Annotated in this window: 16 protein-coding genes and 1 pseudogene; 1 reads left to right on the top strand and 16 read right to left on the bottom strand. The window is 59.7% G+C overall.

What is annotated here, in order from left to right:
* Positions 1–7: 7 nt before the first annotated feature.
* The 16 genes and pseudogenes from DQ405_RS20010 to DQ405_RS19935 all read right to left on the bottom strand — a co-directional run bounded on the left by DQ405_RS20010 (position 8) and on the right by DQ405_RS19935 (position 17,304).
* A complete protein-coding gene (locus tag DQ405_RS20010; protein WP_168425808.1) occupies positions 8–1,078 on the bottom strand; it encodes an acyltransferase family protein in 1,071 nt (356 codons plus the stop codon).
* Between the two features lie 48 nt (positions 1,079–1,126).
* Positions 1,127–2,125: a glycosyltransferase gene (locus DQ405_RS20005; protein ID WP_168425807.1), complete on the bottom strand. Its 999-nt coding sequence runs from the start codon at positions 2,123–2,125 to the stop codon at positions 1,127–1,129.
* A gap of 115 nt (positions 2,126–2,240) precedes the next feature.
* Positions 2,241–2,462, bottom strand: a complete 222-nt coding sequence (locus DQ405_RS20000; protein WP_168425806.1) for a hypothetical protein — start codon at positions 2,460–2,462, stop codon at positions 2,241–2,243.
* A 22-nt stretch (positions 2,463–2,484) separates the two neighbouring features.
* Complete coding sequence (locus DQ405_RS19995; protein WP_168425805.1) at positions 2,485–2,826, bottom strand: hypothetical protein; 342 nt, start codon at positions 2,824–2,826, stop codon at positions 2,485–2,487.
* A 32-nt stretch (positions 2,827–2,858) separates the two neighbouring features.
* Positions 2,859–4,076 (bottom strand): glycosyltransferase family 4 protein, encoded by a 1,218-nt coding sequence (locus DQ405_RS19990; RefSeq protein WP_168425804.1) that lies wholly within the window; start codon positions 4,074–4,076, stop codon positions 2,859–2,861.
* A gap of 133 nt (positions 4,077–4,209) precedes the next feature.
* Positions 4,210–5,328: a glycosyltransferase family 4 protein gene (locus DQ405_RS19985; protein WP_168425803.1), complete on the bottom strand. Its 1,119-nt coding sequence runs from the start codon at positions 5,326–5,328 to the stop codon at positions 4,210–4,212.
* A 37-nt stretch (positions 5,329–5,365) separates the two neighbouring features.
* Positions 5,366–6,679, bottom strand: coding sequence for a hypothetical protein (locus DQ405_RS19980; RefSeq protein WP_168425802.1), 1,314 nt, complete (start codon positions 6,677–6,679; stop codon positions 5,366–5,368).
* Positions 6,676–8,010 (bottom strand): hypothetical protein, encoded by a 1,335-nt coding sequence (locus DQ405_RS19975; protein ID WP_168425840.1) that lies wholly within the window; start codon positions 8,008–8,010, stop codon positions 6,676–6,678. Before DQ405_RS19975 ends, DQ405_RS19980 begins: the two co-directional genes overlap by 4 nt.
* The gene (locus DQ405_RS19970) at positions 7,955–9,214 is read right to left on the bottom strand and encodes a glycosyltransferase family 4 protein (RefSeq protein ID WP_168425801.1); all 1,260 of its coding nucleotides are present in this window, start codon (positions 9,212–9,214) and stop codon (positions 7,955–7,957) included. The genes DQ405_RS19975 and DQ405_RS19970 overlap by 56 nt, the downstream gene beginning before the upstream one ends.
* Before the next feature lie 19 nt (positions 9,215–9,233).
* Positions 9,234–9,763 (bottom strand): annotated as a pseudogene (rfaH, locus tag DQ405_RS19965) (transcription/translation regulatory transformer protein RfaH).
* Between the two features lie 52 nt (positions 9,764–9,815).
* A complete protein-coding gene (locus DQ405_RS19960; RefSeq protein ID WP_168425800.1) occupies positions 9,816–10,556 on the bottom strand; it encodes a WbqC family protein in 741 nt (246 codons plus the stop codon).
* A gap of 19 nt (positions 10,557–10,575) precedes the next feature.
* Entirely contained in the window at positions 10,576–12,786 is a 2,211-nt protein-coding gene (locus DQ405_RS19955; RefSeq protein ID WP_168425799.1) for a polysaccharide biosynthesis tyrosine autokinase, read from the bottom strand.
* Positions 12,787–12,844: 58 nt separating this feature from the next.
* Complete coding sequence (locus DQ405_RS19950) at positions 12,845–13,774, bottom strand: glycosyltransferase family 2 protein (RefSeq protein WP_168425798.1); 930 nt, start codon at positions 13,772–13,774, stop codon at positions 12,845–12,847.
* A 1-nt stretch (position 13,775) separates the two neighbouring features.
* Positions 13,776–15,281 (bottom strand): lipopolysaccharide biosynthesis protein, encoded by a 1,506-nt coding sequence (locus DQ405_RS19945; RefSeq protein ID WP_446730900.1) that lies wholly within the window; start codon positions 15,279–15,281, stop codon positions 13,776–13,778.
* Between the two features lie 45 nt (positions 15,282–15,326).
* On the bottom strand, positions 15,327–16,508 hold the full coding sequence (locus DQ405_RS19940) for a DegT/DnrJ/EryC1/StrS family aminotransferase (protein ID WP_168425839.1): 1,182 nt from the start codon (positions 16,506–16,508) through the stop codon (positions 15,327–15,329).
* 70 nt (positions 16,509–16,578) lie between these two features.
* The gene (locus DQ405_RS19935) at positions 16,579–17,304 is read right to left on the bottom strand and encodes a hypothetical protein (RefSeq protein WP_168425838.1); all 726 of its coding nucleotides are present in this window, start codon (positions 17,302–17,304) and stop codon (positions 16,579–16,581) included.
* Between the two features lie 20 nt (positions 17,305–17,324).
* Here DQ405_RS19935 and DQ405_RS19930 point away from each other — a divergent pair.
* Positions 17,325–17,569: transposase (locus tag DQ405_RS19930; protein ID WP_168425796.1), on the top strand; the 245-nt coding region annotated here is incomplete at its 3' end.

Below are 17,569 nucleotides of genomic sequence, written 5' to 3'. Positions count from 1 at the left end.
TACTTGGTCAGGGGGCTGGGCTGAGATCCGCAATGCCGATGCGCTCGCGGGCGCTGGGCAGGTAGCGTTTCAGCCGCAGTGCCGGGGATTCGACGAAGTGCCAGGACAGCGCCGCGACGGCGATGCTCGCCAATAGGCTGATGGCCATGAACGCGCCCAGCGGAAGCTGCGGACTGAAACCGTGCATCAGCAGTTGCTGGATCGGAAAGCTGAAAATATAGATGCCGTAGGAGAAATCGCCGTACCTGCCGAAGCCGGACAGTCGTGGTATCGGCAGGTGTGCCAGATAGATGGTCAGGTAAGGTAGCGTCAGTACATGGATGTACAGCCAGAGCTCTGTCCTTGCGCTGAGCAGCGACAGCGCGAGCAAGGCCAGCGCGACCTTCCAGTTCCAGGGCAGATTTCTCCGATACAGGTACATCGCCGAGCCAAGAAAGAAGAACATTCCCAGTCGGGTCGACTTGTGCAGCATCTCGCTTTCCATCCCCAGAATCGGTGCCAGGTGGAAATGGATCGCTATGAGCATCATCGGCACCACCACGACGGCGATTCGCCCGAATACCTTGAGCAACCCCATCACCAGCAATGACGCGTACATGAAGACTTCATAGGGTAGCGTCCAGACCGATCCATTGACCGTATCGGGGAATGGGTTCTCGGTGAATACGCCGGGCAGATGGAACTGCGTGATCAGGGCTATGTTGGTCAGATAACGCAGGGTCTGGCTGGCAAGAAAATATTCTTTCAGCGAGAGCCCAGTCGCCAGCGGTCCGATGATCAGCACGGTGAACAGTACCGACACCGTCAATGCAGGAAAGATGCGCAGTGCGCGTTTGGCTACGAAATCCAGCACGCTGCGACTGTTCATCCACGACGCTGCGATCAGGAATCCGCTCATCACGAAGAATAGGTTCACTGCAATGTCGGCGGTGTCCATCGATCCGGTGAAAAGCCTTACCGGCTCGCTATCGCCAGCGCCCGAGAGCCAATAGCAGTGGCCGAAGACCACGGCAGATGCGGCGAAGAATCGCAAGAAATCGAAGTTGTTCGCGTCACGCTGAACCGATGCGACGTCCATGGGACTGTCCTCGATGAATCGGAGCCGAGATGGCGCGCTGACGGTGGGTTAGCGCAACGGGAAGGTCTTGCTCATACCCAGCATGCCGCTTTCACCGTCATGGATCGCCTGTTCGATCAATGCCAGGCGCTCGCGGCTATTGCGGAGCCGGGCAAACAGGCGCAGTAGCGTGAGAAAGATCATGCGGTTGAGACGATGGAGGCGGGGCGAAGCGGCCCAGACGTTCTTGTCGAACCAGGCCTGATTGCGTGCGGCGTAGTAAGCGCGGAAATCCGAGTCACCGAGCAGAAAGCTCTCATAGATATTGTGAGTGCGCGCCTTGATGTTCCAGGAATGTTCGAGCTCGTCGATCACCGCATCGGTGAAGAGGAACAATCGACCACCGCCGGCGGTGATCCGCCGGGTGTACTCGGTGTCGTCGACGTAAAGCACCAGATCCTTCAAGGGCACGCCAATGCGCTGGTACAGGCTGCGATGCGCCAGCATGCCGCCATACGGCGCGAATGGCAGGCTGATGCTCGCGGGCCGCTTGCCGGGCCGTTTGGCCCAAGGCACACGACGCCAGAGCTTGTAAGGCAGCTGGGCGATATGAAAGCCGAAGTAGCTGGAGCGTGGCTGGAGGATGTAGCGGAGGGGGACTCCCTGTGCGATGTCGGCCTGTTGCGTCGCGCGATAGCCCAGTACCGCTACGCGATCCCGGCCGAGCAGACCGGTGAGCCGCGCAAGTTCGCGATGCAGAATCGACACTGCAGCCGCTGTCGGAGCATTGTCGTCATCCATCATCCAGATGTAGTCAGCTCCGCCTGCCAGCGCCGCGTCTAGCGCTACGGCATAGCCGTTCGCCGAGCCGGTATTGTGCTGCAGCTCGATCAGCTTGACCCGTCCCGGCCAACGCTCGAGTAGTTGATCCAGGGAAGCGAGTGATGCGTTGCTCACCACTACCACGTCGCTGATTTCGGCGAAGCTCAGCGCACGCTCGATCAGCTGCTGCAGATAAGCCAGCCGATTGCCGTAGGTCACGGTCACCACAGTCGTCTTGGGGCTCATGGATTGTCTCGGTGTGAAGCGTGAATGCCACCGATTCAACAGTGGCATGGCCATTGCCTGGTGATGGTTGCCGTGCTGCGGTGGGTTGGTCCCGTTGTCCGGCGCAGGGCGCCGATCAGATGACGCTGCCAGGTACCCTGACCGCATCCGTTTGCACTTCAGGTAAGTCTGCCGTTGGAGCCTCGTTGTCGCGGTCGGCAGTGAAGAATGCATGGAAGACGCTGATCAACCGATCTCCGCCAGAAATGCCTGGCCTGTCGGGTGTCTGGAAGATCTCTGTATAGGAGTAACCGTCGGCGTAAACCAGCGATTGCCTGTTTTGGTCTGCATTGTCCATGGGCCCTCCTGAGGGTCGCAGGTTAAAACGAGTAGCGGATGCTGTCGCTAGACGGAATGTATTGGCTGCCGGAGAGCGGTCGCGCCAGCCGTATGGGCGGCGGCGTGATCGTTACGGAACCGCGGGTGGCGGTGTTACAGGACGGTGCGGTCTGGCGAAGATCTTGATCGAAGATGATCACCCGTGGACCCTGGCGGCCGACGCAGCTTGGCCCGTCAGGGGCGAAGCTTTCGTGCCCATGCCGGTACAGTTCTGCGCCGACATGTTCAGGCCCGTGAGCGGCGTTCGTCGTCCCGCTGATCAGCAAGGCAAGGCTTAATACGCAGCTGGTCTGGATTCGGTGAGTTGCGGTTGCTGTGTTCATCCGTGAAACCTCGCAATGAGATGGGAGCGTGCTCAGGCGTGCTTCATGGGCACCGCCGCCGGATAAACCGGTGTGACGCTTGCCGGTGTTATGAGTGGGCGGTGCACCAGCGCGTCCTGTCCTTGGTGTAAAGAAACCTCGCGAACCCTAGTATCGACGAAGGTCTTAATCTCCTGCCTGAATCGTTCGGTTGAAAAACGCTCCGCGCTTACCCGGCAGGTGTCCGCCAGGATGTGATGCGCTTCGGACTCGAATTCCTTCACCGCAGCGATGAGTGACTCAGGTGTCTGCTCGGCGTAGAACACGCCTGTTGGCTCCGGATGATCGATTCCCCGCACCGTTTCCAAGACGCCGCCTCGTCCATAGGCGATAACCGGTGTGCCGCAGGCTTGAGCCTCGATGGGTGCAATACCGAAATCTTCTTCCGCAGCGAACACGAACGCACGGGCGCGTTGCATGTGATGCAACAGCACGGCGAAATTCTGGTAGCCCATCAGCGTCACGTTCGGTGTTGCGAGCTCCTTCGCTTTTTCCATTTCCGGTCCCGTGCCGATTACGATCAGCTTCTTGTCGGGCATTCGCGAAAATGCTTCGACAATCATTGGGATGCGCTTGTAGGGCACCATCCGCGAAGCGGTCAGGTAAAAATCTTCCTTATCGGCATACAGCGTGAACTGGTGGGTATCGACGGGCGGGTAGATCACTGTCGATTCACGTCGATAGCTCTTGTTGATGCGCCGCCCGATGAAGTGCGAGTTGGCGATGAACTCATCGACACCGCTGGCGGTGCGCTGATCCCACATACGCATGTAGTGCAACAGCATGCGCGCCAGTTTTGCCTTGAAGCCGTGGTCCAGGCTGGCCTCGTGCAGATACTGATGCTGAAGGTCCCAGGCGTAGCGGATCGGTGAATGCACGTAGCTGATGTGAAGCTGGTTCGGCCCGGTGAGCACGCCCTTTGCCACGGCGTGGCTGCTGGAGATCACCAAGTCGTAGCTCGACATGTCGAGCTGCTCGATGGCCAAGGGCATCAGAGGCAGGTATTTCTGATAGTGCGTCCTTGCCTTGGGCAGCTGCTGGATGAAGGTCGTAGTGGCGCGTTTGCCGCCGAGGTTGGCGCGGTCTTCATCGGAAAGGAAGTCGATCACGGCAAAGAGGTCTGCTTCTGGCCAGGTTTCGAGTATCCCGGCAAGCACCCGTTCGGCGCCGGCGTAGGTTACTAGCCAGTCATGAACAACGGCGATTTTCATACGATAGCCTTTCGTGGGTATGGGGGAGTGGCAGCGGATCAACCGTCGAGACGACGATCGGGGGCCTGTTATGGCGATTTGGTGTGTGGCTGTACGCGGCGCGACCGGCTTTATCTGGCGTAGCCTGCCCTGGTTAATGCTTCGGCTGGCTGAGCGGGAGCTGCTGAATACTCGCCTTGCTGGCGTCACGCACCCCAGTGAACGCCTGGTCGATCAACCGGGATACCTGCCGGGCCGACGCATTCCAGCAGTAGCGTGCGACGTTCGCCTTGCCGCGGCGGCGCAGATCCTGACGCAGGGACTCGTCCAGCAGGACTCGCTGCATGCAATCGGTGATGTCCTGGACCTTCAGCGGATCGAAGTACAGCGCGCTATCGCCCAGAACTTCCGGAATGGAGGCGGCACGTGCGGCGATGACCGGGCAGCCGCAGGCCTGCGCCTCGAGCGGGGGAATGCCGAAGCCTTCATATATGGAGGGAAACACGAAGGCCGTTGCGCCCTGATAGGCCTCGACCAGTTCTTCGTCGGTGAGCCTGCCAAGCATGCGGATGCGCCGACTGCCGGCAGCGTCGTGCAGGCTGCCGGAGAAGACCCGGTTCGAGTCACCAATGATGCGCAGCTCCACTTCGTCGAGCCCTTCCAGGCGCAGAAATGCGGCGACCATCCTGGCGAAGTTCTTGTGCGCGCTGGGTGAAGACACTGCCAGCAGGTACGGCGCCGAGCCCCGGGGGCATTGGGCGGCACAGAAAGGCTGAAAGCGTGCATCCACGGCGTTGGGCACCACGCAGATATCGTGTGCCGGATAGTTGTAGAAGCCGGCTATTTCTTTTCGTGAAAATTCGCTCACGGTAATCAGCGCCTTGATTCGCTTGAGCAGCAGCGGTGTGAGGTTGCGGTAGGTCGCCCGGAACGTTCGCGAGTAGCTTTCGGGATGCCTGACATAGGTGATGTCATGGTGGGTCGCGATCTGGTTGTTGTAAGCCAGGGGGGCCGTGTTGCACAGCGAGACGAGCGGCGGGCTGCCATTGCTCGCCAGCCACAAAGGCAGATCGAGCTGCTCCCAAAGGTGCCCTCGGTGCCGGCCGATGCGGTGTACGCCTAGCTGCTCAGCGCTTTCATGCAGGCGTATATCCTGTGGCGCGACGAACACGAGATCGTCGCGAAGGCTCCTGAGCTGCAGGCTGATCTGTTCCGCGAAACGCTGTACGCCGCGTATTTCCTGGGTCAGGAAGCGAGCGTTGATCACAATCATCTGAAACTCCTCTTTCCAAAGAACTGTTCACGAATCGCTAAGGCTTGGGTGTGGAGTTACCGAGGCTGAAGATCTTCGGAAATCCGTTGAGCTCGACGTTAGCGGTGCAGTTGCTCGCAGTGGCGGGGCATTCCCATACCGTGTCGCCTCGAGTCCGGCCGTTATCAGGAGTGGCGGTGTCGATCCACTCCAACTTGCCGGTTGCCCGGCCGGCGGATTCGATGCTGACCGAGCGGGCCTGATCGGTGCTCCAGCCGACCAGAAGCTGTTCGTCAGCGTTACCGAAATGGAGCAGGACGGTGTTCTGGCCGGCCTCGCCAGCATGACCGAGGAACTGGTAGTTCTGGATGATCGGGCTAATTGCCTTGAGCACTGAATACGCCGGCTTCAGCGAGTAGTCCTGACGGAGTAAACCGAAATTGTGCTCACGCTCGCGCTTGTCCGTGCCGTCGTTTCGCAAGTCGTACCACCAGTAACCCCGCACGTTGGGTAGCGTCCTGGCGAGAAAGAAGCTGCGTGCCAGATAAGCCGCCTGCAGGCGTTCATCGATGCCGCAAGACCCCTGATAGGCCGGCCAGCTCATCTCGGTCAGATACAGCGGAACTGGCTCGCCAGCGGCGCGGGACAACTCCAGATCAATCTTTGCAAGCCACTCGATCCAGGCTTCCGGGGTGTTCTTCCCGCGCCCGCGACAATGCACGTAAGGGTGCAGCGAGAGGCCATCGATCGATTGCATCACACCGGCCTCGATCAGGCGCAGCGCGAAACCCGACTCGATGCCGTGGGTCGTCACAGCGCCGGCCAGCACGTTGGCGTCGGGATCGTGCTGGCGGATGATGCCCGCCGCATCGGCGATAAGTCGGGCGTAATCCTGCGTGAACTGCGGGTCGGTCGGGTTTTCGACGTCCCACTCGTTCCAGACTTCGTAGTGTTTGATGCGGCCGCGAAACTGCTGTGCAACGAACGCGACGTAGCGATTGAAGGCGGCGCGTACTGGTTCGCTACGCGGCTTCTGCCCATCGCCGTGAAAGCTGTTGCCGTAGCCAAGGATGAACAGGCTATCGAGCCCCTGTGCTTCGGTGCCGGCGAGATAGCGGTGCCAGTGCGGCTCCACCTTGAGCCGATCGCGGTTGCGTTCCAGAAACGCCCAATGCGCATCGGTCCGCACCGACTCGATACCGGCTTCTCGCGACAGCAGGTTCCCCTGGTTTCGACTGTCTCGCAGGTGCAGATCGTGCGATGCGACTCCGATGATGAAAGGTTCTTCCATTGGCTTTGCCGGCGCGTTCAATGCAAAACCTGAAAGGGCTGCGACAAGCGCCAACCGGCGATAGCGGAGGCGGGTGCTCATGGCCACTCATCCTTGTGTCTAGGTGTGTGCGGTTCTAGGCCACCGAGCGGTTGTGCCGTGCCGATTGGAGCATGCGAGCCTCGATACGGAACCGTCCGGGGCGCCAGGACATGGGCAATGGCCATGCCCAGAAACAAGGTGGCGGTGGTCACTTCCAGCACATCGGTGGCCCAGCCGATGAGACACGTACAGAAGACAATGCCCAGCAAGGCATCACGAATGCGCGGCCCACGATCATGCAGGCGCAGCAGCAGCGGGAACAGCAGCAGATACAGCAGCACCCCAAGTACACCGAGCATTCCCCAGAGATACAGCGCGGTGTTATCGGCGACTCTCAACAATTCCAGCCAGGCCATGGGGAACGCTGCGACACTGGCACCGACCGCCCCGAAACCAGCGCCCCACCAACCCCAGCCTTCATTGATGATTGCATCAATGAAATTCGGCCAGCTATGAATCAGGCGATCATTGAAGGACGCAAGCAGGCTGGCGCTATAAGCCTCGCTCTGCGGGATATTCAGCAGCAGGCTGGCGACTGGCAGCGCCATCCCCGTTATCACCGCGATAAGAAAAGCCGTGGCGCTGGGCAATCGGTAGCCGGCAAGAAACAGCATCATCAGTGTCAACAGATAGGCTGCCGCAGTGGATTTGTTGGTGGTGAGATAGATAGCGCCAAAGGCCAGCGGGTAGAGCATCATCCGCAACAAACGTGACCGCAGGAACGCAGCCAGGAACAGGCTGTACAGGGCAATCATCACGGCCAGATTGGTCGACATCCGCGCAAACCCGGCGAGGCGGTCCGTGCTGCCGAAGGCCCAGGATTTGTTTGCGGTCAGTTCGACGTCACCCATCATGTAGCTGTACCCCTTCCATGGCACGCTGGTGAACATGTCCAATGCGATGCCGAGTAACGAGGCGGCCAGGCAAAACCCGATCACCCAGCCCAGTAAACCGGTACGGCGCTCCAGGTAGCTGCCGCAGAACACGCCGAACAGCAACGGGACGTAAATGAACAGGCTGAAGCCGACATTGCCCAGCGAGGCTCCGTGAAGCAGTGCCAACAGGCCTGAAACCAGCACCGCAAACAGCACCAGCCACACCTCTGGATTGCTGCGTGCGCGTGGCAATTCCAGTCCAACCGCCGCGAGACAGGCCAGCTTCGGCAGGTAGAGCAGGGCGGAAATACCCGCTATGTCCAGGTAATAGCGCAGGGCCCCGGCAAAGGTTTCGCTAATCAGCAGCGAGGCTGCGATCAGGGTCAGCAACGTTGGCTTGTCAATCGCCAGCGGGCTCGGCCTGGGGCGCGAGATAGTCAGCGAATTCGAAATCATCATGGGCTCTCCGGCCGTGCAGCGTGGCATGCAGGATCGACTGGTACTGATCGAGCATCCGGTCCATGTCGAGAAAAGGCGCAACACTGTCGCGGGCTTGTTGCGACAGGCGTCGGCGCAGGCCGCTGTCCAGGTAGAGCCTGAGCATCGCGCGGCCCAGCGAGTCAGGGTCGGCTGGCGAGCAGAGCAGCCCGTTGAGGTTGTCCTGGATGATCTCCGGCAGTCCGCCCATGTTTGTCGCGATGACTGGCAGGTGCCGGGCGCAGGCTTCGACGGCGACCAGCCCGAAGGGCTCGGCCCAGATCGAAGGCACCACCAGCACGTCGATGTTGCGCATGAAGTCGTCCGGATGCTGATAGCCGGCCAGACGGACCTTGGCGGGATCGGCCATGGCCTTGAGCTGCGCTTCGTAATCGAGCTTGCCGCGACCGGCGATTTCCAGCGTGGCGTTGATCGACAGCTCCTGAAACTGCGCAATCAGCCAACTCACGCCCTTGTTTTCCGACAGCGTGCCGATGTAGCCGAAACGCAGCAGCCCGCTGTGGTTCTGGCGCGGCACGGACAATGAGTTGTCGTCCGATGCCGTGCTGTTGTGCACCACATGGAGGCTGGCCCGGCTGAAATATCCGCCTCCAGATACCCGCTCGAGAATGAAGCGACTGACACCGATCACCGCAGTGACCTGGGCCGATGCCGCCCCATGGTGCTGGCGGAAGGCCGAACACATGCGGCACTGACGGGTGCAGCTACGGCCTTTGCTGAACATCGTATCCTTGGGGCACAACAGGTAAAGGTCATGCACTACCTGAACGATCGGTACGCCCGCCGCGCTGATCTCGTCCCAGGCGGAGATCGACCAGCCGGTCAGGTTGTTGCAGATCACCACGTCGGGTTGTTCGCGCCCGATCACCTCGCGAACATGCTGGCGCATGCTGCGGTTATAGCGATCGCGGTAATGCCAGCCGAGGCGCAGCAACGGATTGGGCCGGGTCTGGGTGTAATGCCAGTACAGGTTGTACAGACCGGCGCGATAGATCCGCACGCCACCCAGGGTTTCTTCGTGCAGCCCGCTCTCGGGGCCGGTGGCCAGCACCGCCACATCGCAACCGCGGCGCTGAAGCCCTTCGGCCAGCTGACGCACGACGATCTCCGCGCCGCCGCCAATATGGGGAGCATACAAACTGTGCAAAAACAGGATTTTCATGATCGTAATCCCAGGAGACTCAGTCGACGCGGCAGCCAACCGCTAGCGCAGGTTCCAGGCCACCGCTGAGGTAGCGTGTTGGCACGCGGACTTTCTGCTCGCGTTGCAACAGGTTCAGCAGGATCACCGAACGTTCGTCACCATCGGCGCTGATGAAATCGCTTCGAGGTCATGAAAGCTCCCGCCGCGCAATTGCACGCGCTCGCCGGCCTGGAACTGAGGTGTCTCGACCGCAGAGACTGCCAGGCGCTGGCGCAGCTGCTCAATGAGCTCATCCCTGATCGGCGTCGGTTCGCCGCCAAAGGACACGACTCGGGCAACGCCGCGGGTGGACCGGATGGGGTACCAGTTATCCAGCTGTCGATCGAGACGGATGAACAAGTACCCCGGAAACAGCGGCTCCTCGGCTTTGCCATCCGATGCGCCACGTTGCTTCTGCGGCCGATAGCAATCAAAGTTTTGTCGCCGCAGGTTCTCTTCAGCGCGGGCTTCCTGGCGAGGTTTGGTTTGAATCAGGTACCAGCGTGGATTGCTGCTAAGTGCTGCCATGTGAACCTACCGTCCATAGAGAAAGGTTGCTGACGCCCGTTTTGTTGATCGTTCATGCCTGCTGCGTGGTCTGCTGCTCGATTCCTTCGAGTAGAGAGAAGCGCTTGAGCAGGGCTTGTGTATCGCTTTGGTTGTTGAACATCAGCACGTCGATGATCGACAGCGAGGGCACGAAAGCTTGGTTGAGTTGCGGATAACTCAAATCGTCCATGCGTAGAAATCGCAGCGATAGGCCCTGAGATCGGAAGAGCGCCGGGCAGTACAGGGGCATACCGCCGATGGGGTTGATATAACGATCTGCGTTCAGCTTTTTTGCGATTCGGATGACCCGCTCCTGCTTGTCCATGCGGGCCGGCAACCCCAGCTCAGAGCCGATACGGATGGACGTCGTGATCTGAAGGTAGGCACAGATGCAGCGGATGGAGTGTTCGGCGAACCGCGCCAGATTGCGCTCGGGGTGCCCGAGAATCTGGCGGATCAGTGTGATCACTTGCTCCTGATGCGGGGCGCGGGCATAGGCGAGTTCCAGCGTCCGCAGTAGCTTCTGGGCTTCCCGTGGAAAGTCGTCGCACAGCCAGCGCTCATTGATCGGATCGAATTGACCGCCCTTGCGCAGTGGCAGGGTGACCAGCTTCGGCTGTCCGTTCACCAGTACCCGGTTACGGTTTATCCACGAAGCCTTGACGTACTGGAGATCGTCACCGAGCACGAAGACGTCGCTGTGGGCGATCAGCTGAAAGTAGCCAAGGTAGGGGAACAGGTAGGGCTGCATCATCGAAACGGTTCTGAGCACGGCGTTTCCCTCGCATGTGTCAGGATTTTTGAGAGTAGCTGTAATAACCGTAGGCGCCGGTTTCGTACGCGGTGCTCGAAGCCCTGCGCTTGATGCCATTGAGAATGGCGCCCTTTAGCAGTACGCCGTTCTGCGACAGGCGCCGTTTCGCCGCCTCGATCTGGCTGGCGGTGCTCAATCCATACCGAGCCACCAGCAGGCAGGTGCCAGCCGTTTGTGCGACCAGTACGGCATCGGTTACGGCCAGTACCGGTGGTGTGTCGATGATGATGAAGTCGTATGCGCGCTCGGCTTCTTTGAGCAACTTGGCGAAGTTATCGTGCATCAGCAACTCGGACGGATTGGGTGCGCAGTAGCCGCTGGCAACGAAATGCAGGTTGGCCTGATCGGTCTTGTTGACGACCGCCGCGAGGCGCAGGCCGCTGGCCAGCGCATCGGACAGCCCGTTGCGTGGCTCTATGCCAAACATGCCGGCCAGATAGCCGCGACGCATGTCAGCGTCGATCAGCAGCACCCGTTGGCCGGCCTGGGCGATGACCGACGCCAGATTGCTGGCAACGAACGACTTGCCCACCGAGGGGGTCGGGCTGGTGATCGCCAGTACCTGATTACGCGCCTCGAGCATGGCGAACTTGAGGCTGGTGCGCAGACTGCGCAGTGATTCGATGGCCAGATCTGCCGGATCGGTGCCGCCCAGCAGCTTGCTTCTGCCATCGCGAATTTTCCGCAGCCGGTACAGGTGTTCCTGTTTCGGCGAAAAGGGCAGGGCGGCGTAAACGGGAACGCCCAGATTTTCGATTGTTTCAGGGCTTTCGATGCCGCGATAAAACACCTGCCGCAGCAGGATCACTACAGCCGAGACCAGCAACCCGATACAGATGGCGATCAATACGATCAGCGGCTTGATCGGCTTGGCCGGCTTTTCCACCACCGCATAGGCACTGTCGATGATTCGCACATTGCCAATGGTCCCGGCGCGCAGGATGTCCTGTTCCTGGGCCTTGTCGAGCAGCAGGGTGTAGGTGCGGGTGGTGACCTGCATATCGCGGTTGAGGCGCAGCAACTCCTGCTGCGTCATCGGCAAGGTATCGATCTTGCCCATCAGCGCATTCTTCTGCGCTTGCAGCTGGCCAATCTTGGTCACCAGGGTCTGATAGGTCGGATGTTCGGGGGTGTAGAGCTGGTTGTATTCGGTGCGCTTGAGATTGTGCTCGGAGATCTGTGTTTCCAGCGCGACGATCTGGTCCAGCACGCCCTTGGTTTCGATACTGATGTCCACCGATTGCGCACTGGTCTGATAGTCGTTGAGTGCGGCTTCGGCCTTCTCCAGTTCCTTGCGTACCAGCGGCACTTGTGAGCGCAAGAACTCAAGGCGCTGTGCGGCTTCGGCGGAGCTGCGCTCGATGTTCTGGCGCACATACAAGCGGCTGATCTGATCGAGTACGCGGTTGGCCTTGTCCGGGTCCGGATCTTCCAGCGAAAGGTAGATGATTCCCGAATCCTTGCCGGCTTCGCCCACCTTGAGGCGCTTCTGATAACTCAGTGCGGTGGTCTGCGGGCGGCTGCGTACGATTGAGAACTCGGTGCCCGGGCGAGCTTTGAGTTCGGCGATCTGCACGCGGAAGCCTTCGTGCTGCACGGCCTCATTGGTTTTACCGCTGAGCAGCAATTGCTCGTCGGCGTCATACAGGGTGAACGCACCCGCACTGCCGGCACGCAGTACCAGCTTCTCTCCCAGGTAGGCCTCGGGGACGTCCAGTTGGAACACGGCCAGTTTTTCACCGCCCCAGGCGTAGCTGTCCATGCCCAGCAGAGGTGGAGCGAGTTCGCCATCCTTTTCAGGGTCGTGCAGGCGCGCCATGTAACCACCGAGCAGAGGGAGGTATTTGGGGCGAGTGGTGATATAGAGCTTCAGTGCCTCGACCGTGCGTCCCAATACCGAGCGCGACTTGATCAGTTCGATTTCGGTCACCGCCTGGGAAACCGAGTTCGGTCTGGCGATGGCTTCCGGAACACCGGTTATTCCGGCCTTCTTCGGCTCGATTTGGATCATCGCGCTTGCCTGGTAGACCGGCGTAGCGACGATGGCATAGGCAACGCCGAGCAGCGCGAAGCAGGCAGTGATGATGCAGATCAGGGCCTTGTGATCGAACGCTACGCGCAGAATACGTGCCAGATCGATGCGATTGTCCCCGTCATACTCCAGTGAGGAGCGGGTCATGGCAGTCATTGCGGATCCTTCCTTGTCTCTTGCGCCATTGATACGGCAAAGGTCAGCCATGCGCCTGTCAGGCGCCGAGGTTCAGCCGACGTAACAGATTGATGCTGATGTTCTGGAATACCTGTCTCAGCGCCTGAAGCTTGTTGAGCGGGGAGATCGATGCCAGCGCTTGAGTGAAGACCTGGATCATGAAGTACTCGTAGAGCGACTGATTACCGATCCGCTGGTAATAACGGGCAAGGCTGTAGTAGGCGTGCATGGTCATCTGTATGCGCTGTTTGCTGCTGCGCATTGAGAAGATTCCGCCTTCATGCACGCGATAGGCGGCGGGCTTGATTGCCTCGATGAATTTGCCCTTGCCGTGGGCACCGAGCAGCGACCACCAGCAGATATCCAGCACTTCGACGCCATGGAGCTCAGGAGGCAGCTCCTGTACCAGGTTACGAAAGCACACCGTCAGGGTAGAGACGGGGCGCGCCTGCATCAGTTGGCGAGCGCTGGCATCACGCCGGAGCTTGCCCTGCAGGTGCGGGGTGCGCACCACGCCCTGGCTGTTGAACATGAAGGCGTCGTGGTAAGTGATCACGTAGTCGTGGTGGTGCTCGAGAAAGTCCACCTGTATCTGCAGCTTGTGCGGGTCCGTCCAGTAGTCGTCGCCTTCGCAGTAGGCGATGTACTTGCCGTGGGCCTGTGCGAACAGCCGGGTGCTGAACGGAATACCTTGGCAGTACTGGTTTTCCTGCTGATAGATGGGCTTGATCACGCTCGGGTATCGCTTGGCGTAATCACGGATGATCGCCGCGGTGCCGTCGGTCGATGCATCGTCATGCACGATCACCTCGAACGGAAAATCTGTCTCCTGCAGGAGGAACCCGTCCAGCGTTTCACTTATGAAATCGGCGTGGTTATAGGCCAGGCAGACGATGCTCAGCAGCGGATCGCGGCTGTTACCCCAGGTCGCCATTAGGTCGTGTTCGCTTCTTGATTGAAGATCCATTTCAGACGCTCGTTTTGGTCATCAGCAGGTAGAGCCTCATTACGAGGGGCTTGGACGTGAAAGCAACCAGGGCCAGGCAGATCAACCCACTGACGGCCAGTCCCAGAAGAATGTCGAAGCGGTTGTCGCTGGCAATGGCGGCAAATACCGGTTCGCCTATCAGCAGACCCAGGCCGGTCATCGCAGTAATGCGCAGCAGGTCCTGCAGCCACTGCCGATGCAGGCCGGCGGCGAAGCGCTTGTGCACCATCTGTGGCCAGATCAGGAAGGTCAGCATGCGCAATCCGAACCAGGACAGCGCCGCGCCATAGACGCCATGCTCGAGCGCCGCGTACACCACCAGAGGGATACTCAGTGCTGCACTGACCAAGCTGAACCACACGTGGAGGCGTAGCTGCCCGTAGGCGTATTGCAAGTAAAACTGGAACGCGGTGACGGCCATGATTGCGCTGCCGAGCACATACCATGGCAGCACCAGACGGCTCCATCGCGCCGCTTCCGCATCGCCAGTCCAGGCGAAAACCAGCTCGGCGGAGTGGAAGGCGATCACCCCCGATAGTGGGAACAAAAGGCTGCAGACGAACCGCGTAGCGTTCAGGTAAAGCGCCTGCATGTCAGCGATACGGCCTTCAGCAACGAGCATCGTCATGCGTGGCAGCAACGTCTGCACCAGCGGGTTGGTGAGTGTCATGATTCCGGTCGAGATCAATGCGACCAATGAGAAGTAGCCGTATTCCTTGAGCAGCAGCACGTTGGAAAGCAGCACCTTGTCCAGCTGTGTCAGAACGATCCACAGCACCGAGGTGAGCGAGATGCCCGCGGCGAACGGCAGTACCGGCTTGACCACCGTCCAGTCGAAACCGGTCAGAAGCTTCGGGTTGGGCATCAGCGCGTAAGCTTTGGCGGCGAACACGAGCGTTTCGATCACCGCAATGGCCGTCTGGAAGACGAAGAAGTCCAGCGGGTCCTGACTGATCCTGGCGACGAGAAACAGGCCTCCGACGTAACGTAGCGTGGCGATCACGATGTTCGCGCCGTTCAGCCATGCATGCAGTTCGAGTCCCTGCAAGCCGCTCTTGTACAGGGTGGCGTACAGCTTCAAGCCAACCATCAGCCCCATCAAACTTATGCAATGGACGATGGTGGCGGTGCTCAGGTCTTGAGCCTGCAGCCATTGGTGCGCGATCCAGCCGCTGGATACGTGGATGCTCAGAATGGTCAGCGATGCCAAGGGCAGGAAGATGATTTCGAATGAGCGCAGCAACTGTCCCGGTTCGTAGTGCTGTACCGAGGCCGCCGACCGGCCGCGAAAATGTGCAATCTGACGGACCAGCGATGGTGACAGACCGGCATCCAGCAGTTGGAGCCAGGCTTGCAACACCGCGAAGAAGCCGATCAGCCCGTAGGCTTCGGCACCCAGATGCCCCAGATAGAAGGGCAGGACAAGGATGCCGATGAGCAAGGCGTACGCTTGCCCCGCGTAACTCAGCCCGGTATTGCGAATCATCGATAACTTTCGTTCAGACATGTAAATCCAGCCGCCGCGAATGGGTCAGTAAATGCGCTTGCACTCGGAGTCGGCCAAGCTGAAACGATGCTCCATCAAGCCGACGGCGTTGACCTGCGGCCAGAATCGATCGGTTTGTGTCTGGCTGCGCCGGGATGCTTCGCTCAGCAGCGTCTGGATCACTGTGTTCTGGATCTGCCGCGGCAGACCGGGATAGATCGGCAGGCACAGCACTCGGCGACTCAGGGCGCGTGACTGCATTTGCGGCAGTTGCGGCTGTAGATAGCCGAGGGTGTCCAGGGAGGGGTAGAAATAGCGTCTGGGATTTATGCCCTTGGCGGTCAGCGCTGCGCGGCAGCGCAATAGCTGGTCTTCGTTCGCCGTGGCAATCGGGAAGTAACTATGGTTGCGCAGTGAGTTTGGCTGCTGCTGCTGCAGATCGAAGTGATCCCTGAGCTGGTCTTCGTAGCGCCTGGCGATTTCTTCCCGCTGCTCCAGGATCAGCGCCATCTCATCGAGGATGCATAGACCCATGGCAGCAGCGAATTCGTTGAGCTTGGCGTTGATGCCGATGCCATCGATGATGTCGGTGTCGACAATGCCGAAGTTGCAGAGCAGGCGAATCCTGGCCGCCAACGCATCGTCGTCGGTGATAATGGCTCCGCCTTCTATGGTGTGGAAGAGCTTGGTGGCATGAAAGCTGAGCGTGCTGACATCGCCCCAGTTCAATACCGAGCGGTCTCTGTAGCGCACACTGAATGCCTGGGCGCCGTCATAGATCACTTTCAAGCGATACCGCTCTGCGACGCGCGCGATACCTTCCACGTCGCAGGCGTTGCCGAATACGTGGGTGGCTACGATGGCGCAGGTGTCGCTGTCGATCCGCGCTTCGATCGCTTTCGGGTCCAGGTTCCAACTGGCCTTGTCGATGTCGGCGAAGATCGGCCGAATACCTTCCCATTGCAGTGAGCTGGTTGTAGCCACGAAACTGAACGGCGTGGTAACGGCACTGCCGGATAAGTCCAGCGCCCGATAGGCGATCTGCAACGCCAGGGTGCCGTTGTTGGTCAAGATGATGTTGCGGACGCCTAGATAATCGCGCAGACGTTCTTCCAGCTCAGTAACCAGCGGCCCGTGGTTGGTCAGCCAGCCGGATGCATAAATGCTGTCCACGTAGCCTAGAAACTTGTTCTTGTTACCCAGATACGATTTGGTGACATTGATCATCGCGATGTCCTTATCGGTAGTCACGTCGAGATCGAGAAGAGGGGGGGGTGATGACCCTGGCCGGGCGCGATCATGCGGTCGGTTGTGTGCCCAAGGCAGTTGCGCGCCGGGCGCGGCGCTGGTTGAGCTTGAGAATCAGGCGGGTCGCAGCGCTCCCTGCATGAGGGTCGCCGTAGTGAAAGATGGCAGTCGCGCGGCGGCTGGCCGGATCGCAGGGTTCGTTGGCGTGCAGCGTGCGGTAGCCCCAGAACAGATACAGGTTGCCTGGAACCAGTTGCAGCTTTTCCGGCCGGAGCAAGCCGTGGCGGATGGCTGCGCTAATGAATTTTCGGCTGACAGGATTCTGCAGTAGCACCTTCTCCAGTACGTTGAAAAGAACGTTCGAGCGCACCGGACGAAGATTCGGAAACATGATCAGGTCACCACGATCGACCCCGTCCTGGGGGATTTCTATTGGCAACAGTACGGTGACGAGGCTGGCGTCGTAATGAAAACAGTTGGATTCACGACGACCCGAATCTCCCTGCACACAGCGCAAAACCTTGAGTATCTCGTCGCTATAGGCAGTTTTTCCGGTCGCCGCCTGATAAATACCGTCAAGTAATGCCCGGAACTCTGGCGCAGCACCCAACGCACCCAAGATGGAGCTTTCAATCTCAACACCACCGTGGTGGGCAAAGTATTGGCCGCGGTGTTTTCCTGCGTCTAGCCTGACGCTTTCCTGCAGTGATAGAAGTTGCTCATCTGTTAGGGAAACCCTGAAAAAGACTTCCCGAATCTGGTGAAATACGCCGATCCCGTTGCCCGAGTTTCCCGATGAAGCAAATGACCTTCGCCGACGCCGAGTACGCCGGCAAGCGCAAGCAGACCCGCAAAGAGTTGTTCCTGATCGAGATGGATCAGGTGGTGCCGTGGAAGGGTTTGATTGCCCTGATCGAGCCGCACTACCCCAAGGGTGAAGGTGGTCGTCCGGCGTATCCGCTGATGGCGATGCTGCGCGTACATTTGATGCAGAACTGGTTCGGCTACAGCGATCCGGCGATGGAGGAGGCGCTGTACGA

The organism is Pseudomonas sp. SST3, from assembly GCF_003325755.1.
The sequence above is the reverse complement of the archived record's forward strand: the minus strand, read 5'-3'. Positions and strand labels throughout refer to the sequence as shown.

Excerpts from the sequence above, each read along its gene's own strand:
- DQ405_RS19980 (WP_168425802.1), bottom strand. The coding sequence starts at position 6,679 with ATGAGCACCCGCCTCCGCTATCGCCGGTTGGCGCTTGTCGCAGCCCTT.
- DQ405_RS19945 (WP_446730900.1), bottom strand. The coding sequence starts at position 15,281 with ATGATTCGCAATACCGGGCTGAGTTACGCGGGGCAAGCGTACGCCTTG.
- DQ405_RS20010 (WP_168425808.1), bottom strand. The coding sequence starts at position 1,078 with ATGGACGTCGCATCGGTTCAGCGTGACGCGAACAACTTCGATTTCTTG.
- DQ405_RS19955 (WP_168425799.1), bottom strand. The coding sequence starts at position 12,786 with ATGACTGCCATGACCCGCTCCTCACTGGAGTATGACGGGGACAATCGC.
- DQ405_RS19975 (WP_168425840.1), bottom strand. The coding sequence starts at position 8,010 with ATGATTTCGAATTCGCTGACTATCTCGCGCCCCAGGCCGAGCCCGCTG.
- DQ405_RS19995 (WP_168425805.1), bottom strand. The coding sequence starts at position 2,826 with ATGAACACAGCAACCGCAACTCACCGAATCCAGACCAGCTGCGTATTA.
- DQ405_RS20000 (WP_168425806.1), bottom strand. The coding sequence starts at position 2,462 with ATGGACAATGCAGACCAAAACAGGCAATCGCTGGTTTACGCCGACGGT.
- DQ405_RS19990 (WP_168425804.1), bottom strand. The coding sequence starts at position 4,076 with ATGAAAATCGCCGTTGTTCATGACTGGCTAGTAACCTACGCCGGCGCC.
- DQ405_RS19940 (WP_168425839.1), bottom strand. The coding sequence starts at position 16,508 with ATGATCAATGTCACCAAATCGTATCTGGGTAACAAGAACAAGTTTCTA.
- DQ405_RS20005 (WP_168425807.1), bottom strand. The coding sequence starts at position 2,125 with ATGAGCCCCAAGACGACTGTGGTGACCGTGACCTACGGCAATCGGCTG.
- DQ405_RS19985 (WP_168425803.1), bottom strand. The coding sequence starts at position 5,328 with ATGATTGTGATCAACGCTCGCTTCCTGACCCAGGAAATACGCGGCGTA.
- DQ405_RS19970 (WP_168425801.1), bottom strand. The coding sequence starts at position 9,214 with ATGAAAATCCTGTTTTTGCACAGTTTGTATGCTCCCCATATTGGCGGC.
- DQ405_RS19950 (WP_168425798.1), bottom strand. The coding sequence starts at position 13,774 with ATGGATCTTCAATCAAGAAGCGAACACGACCTAATGGCGACCTGGGGT.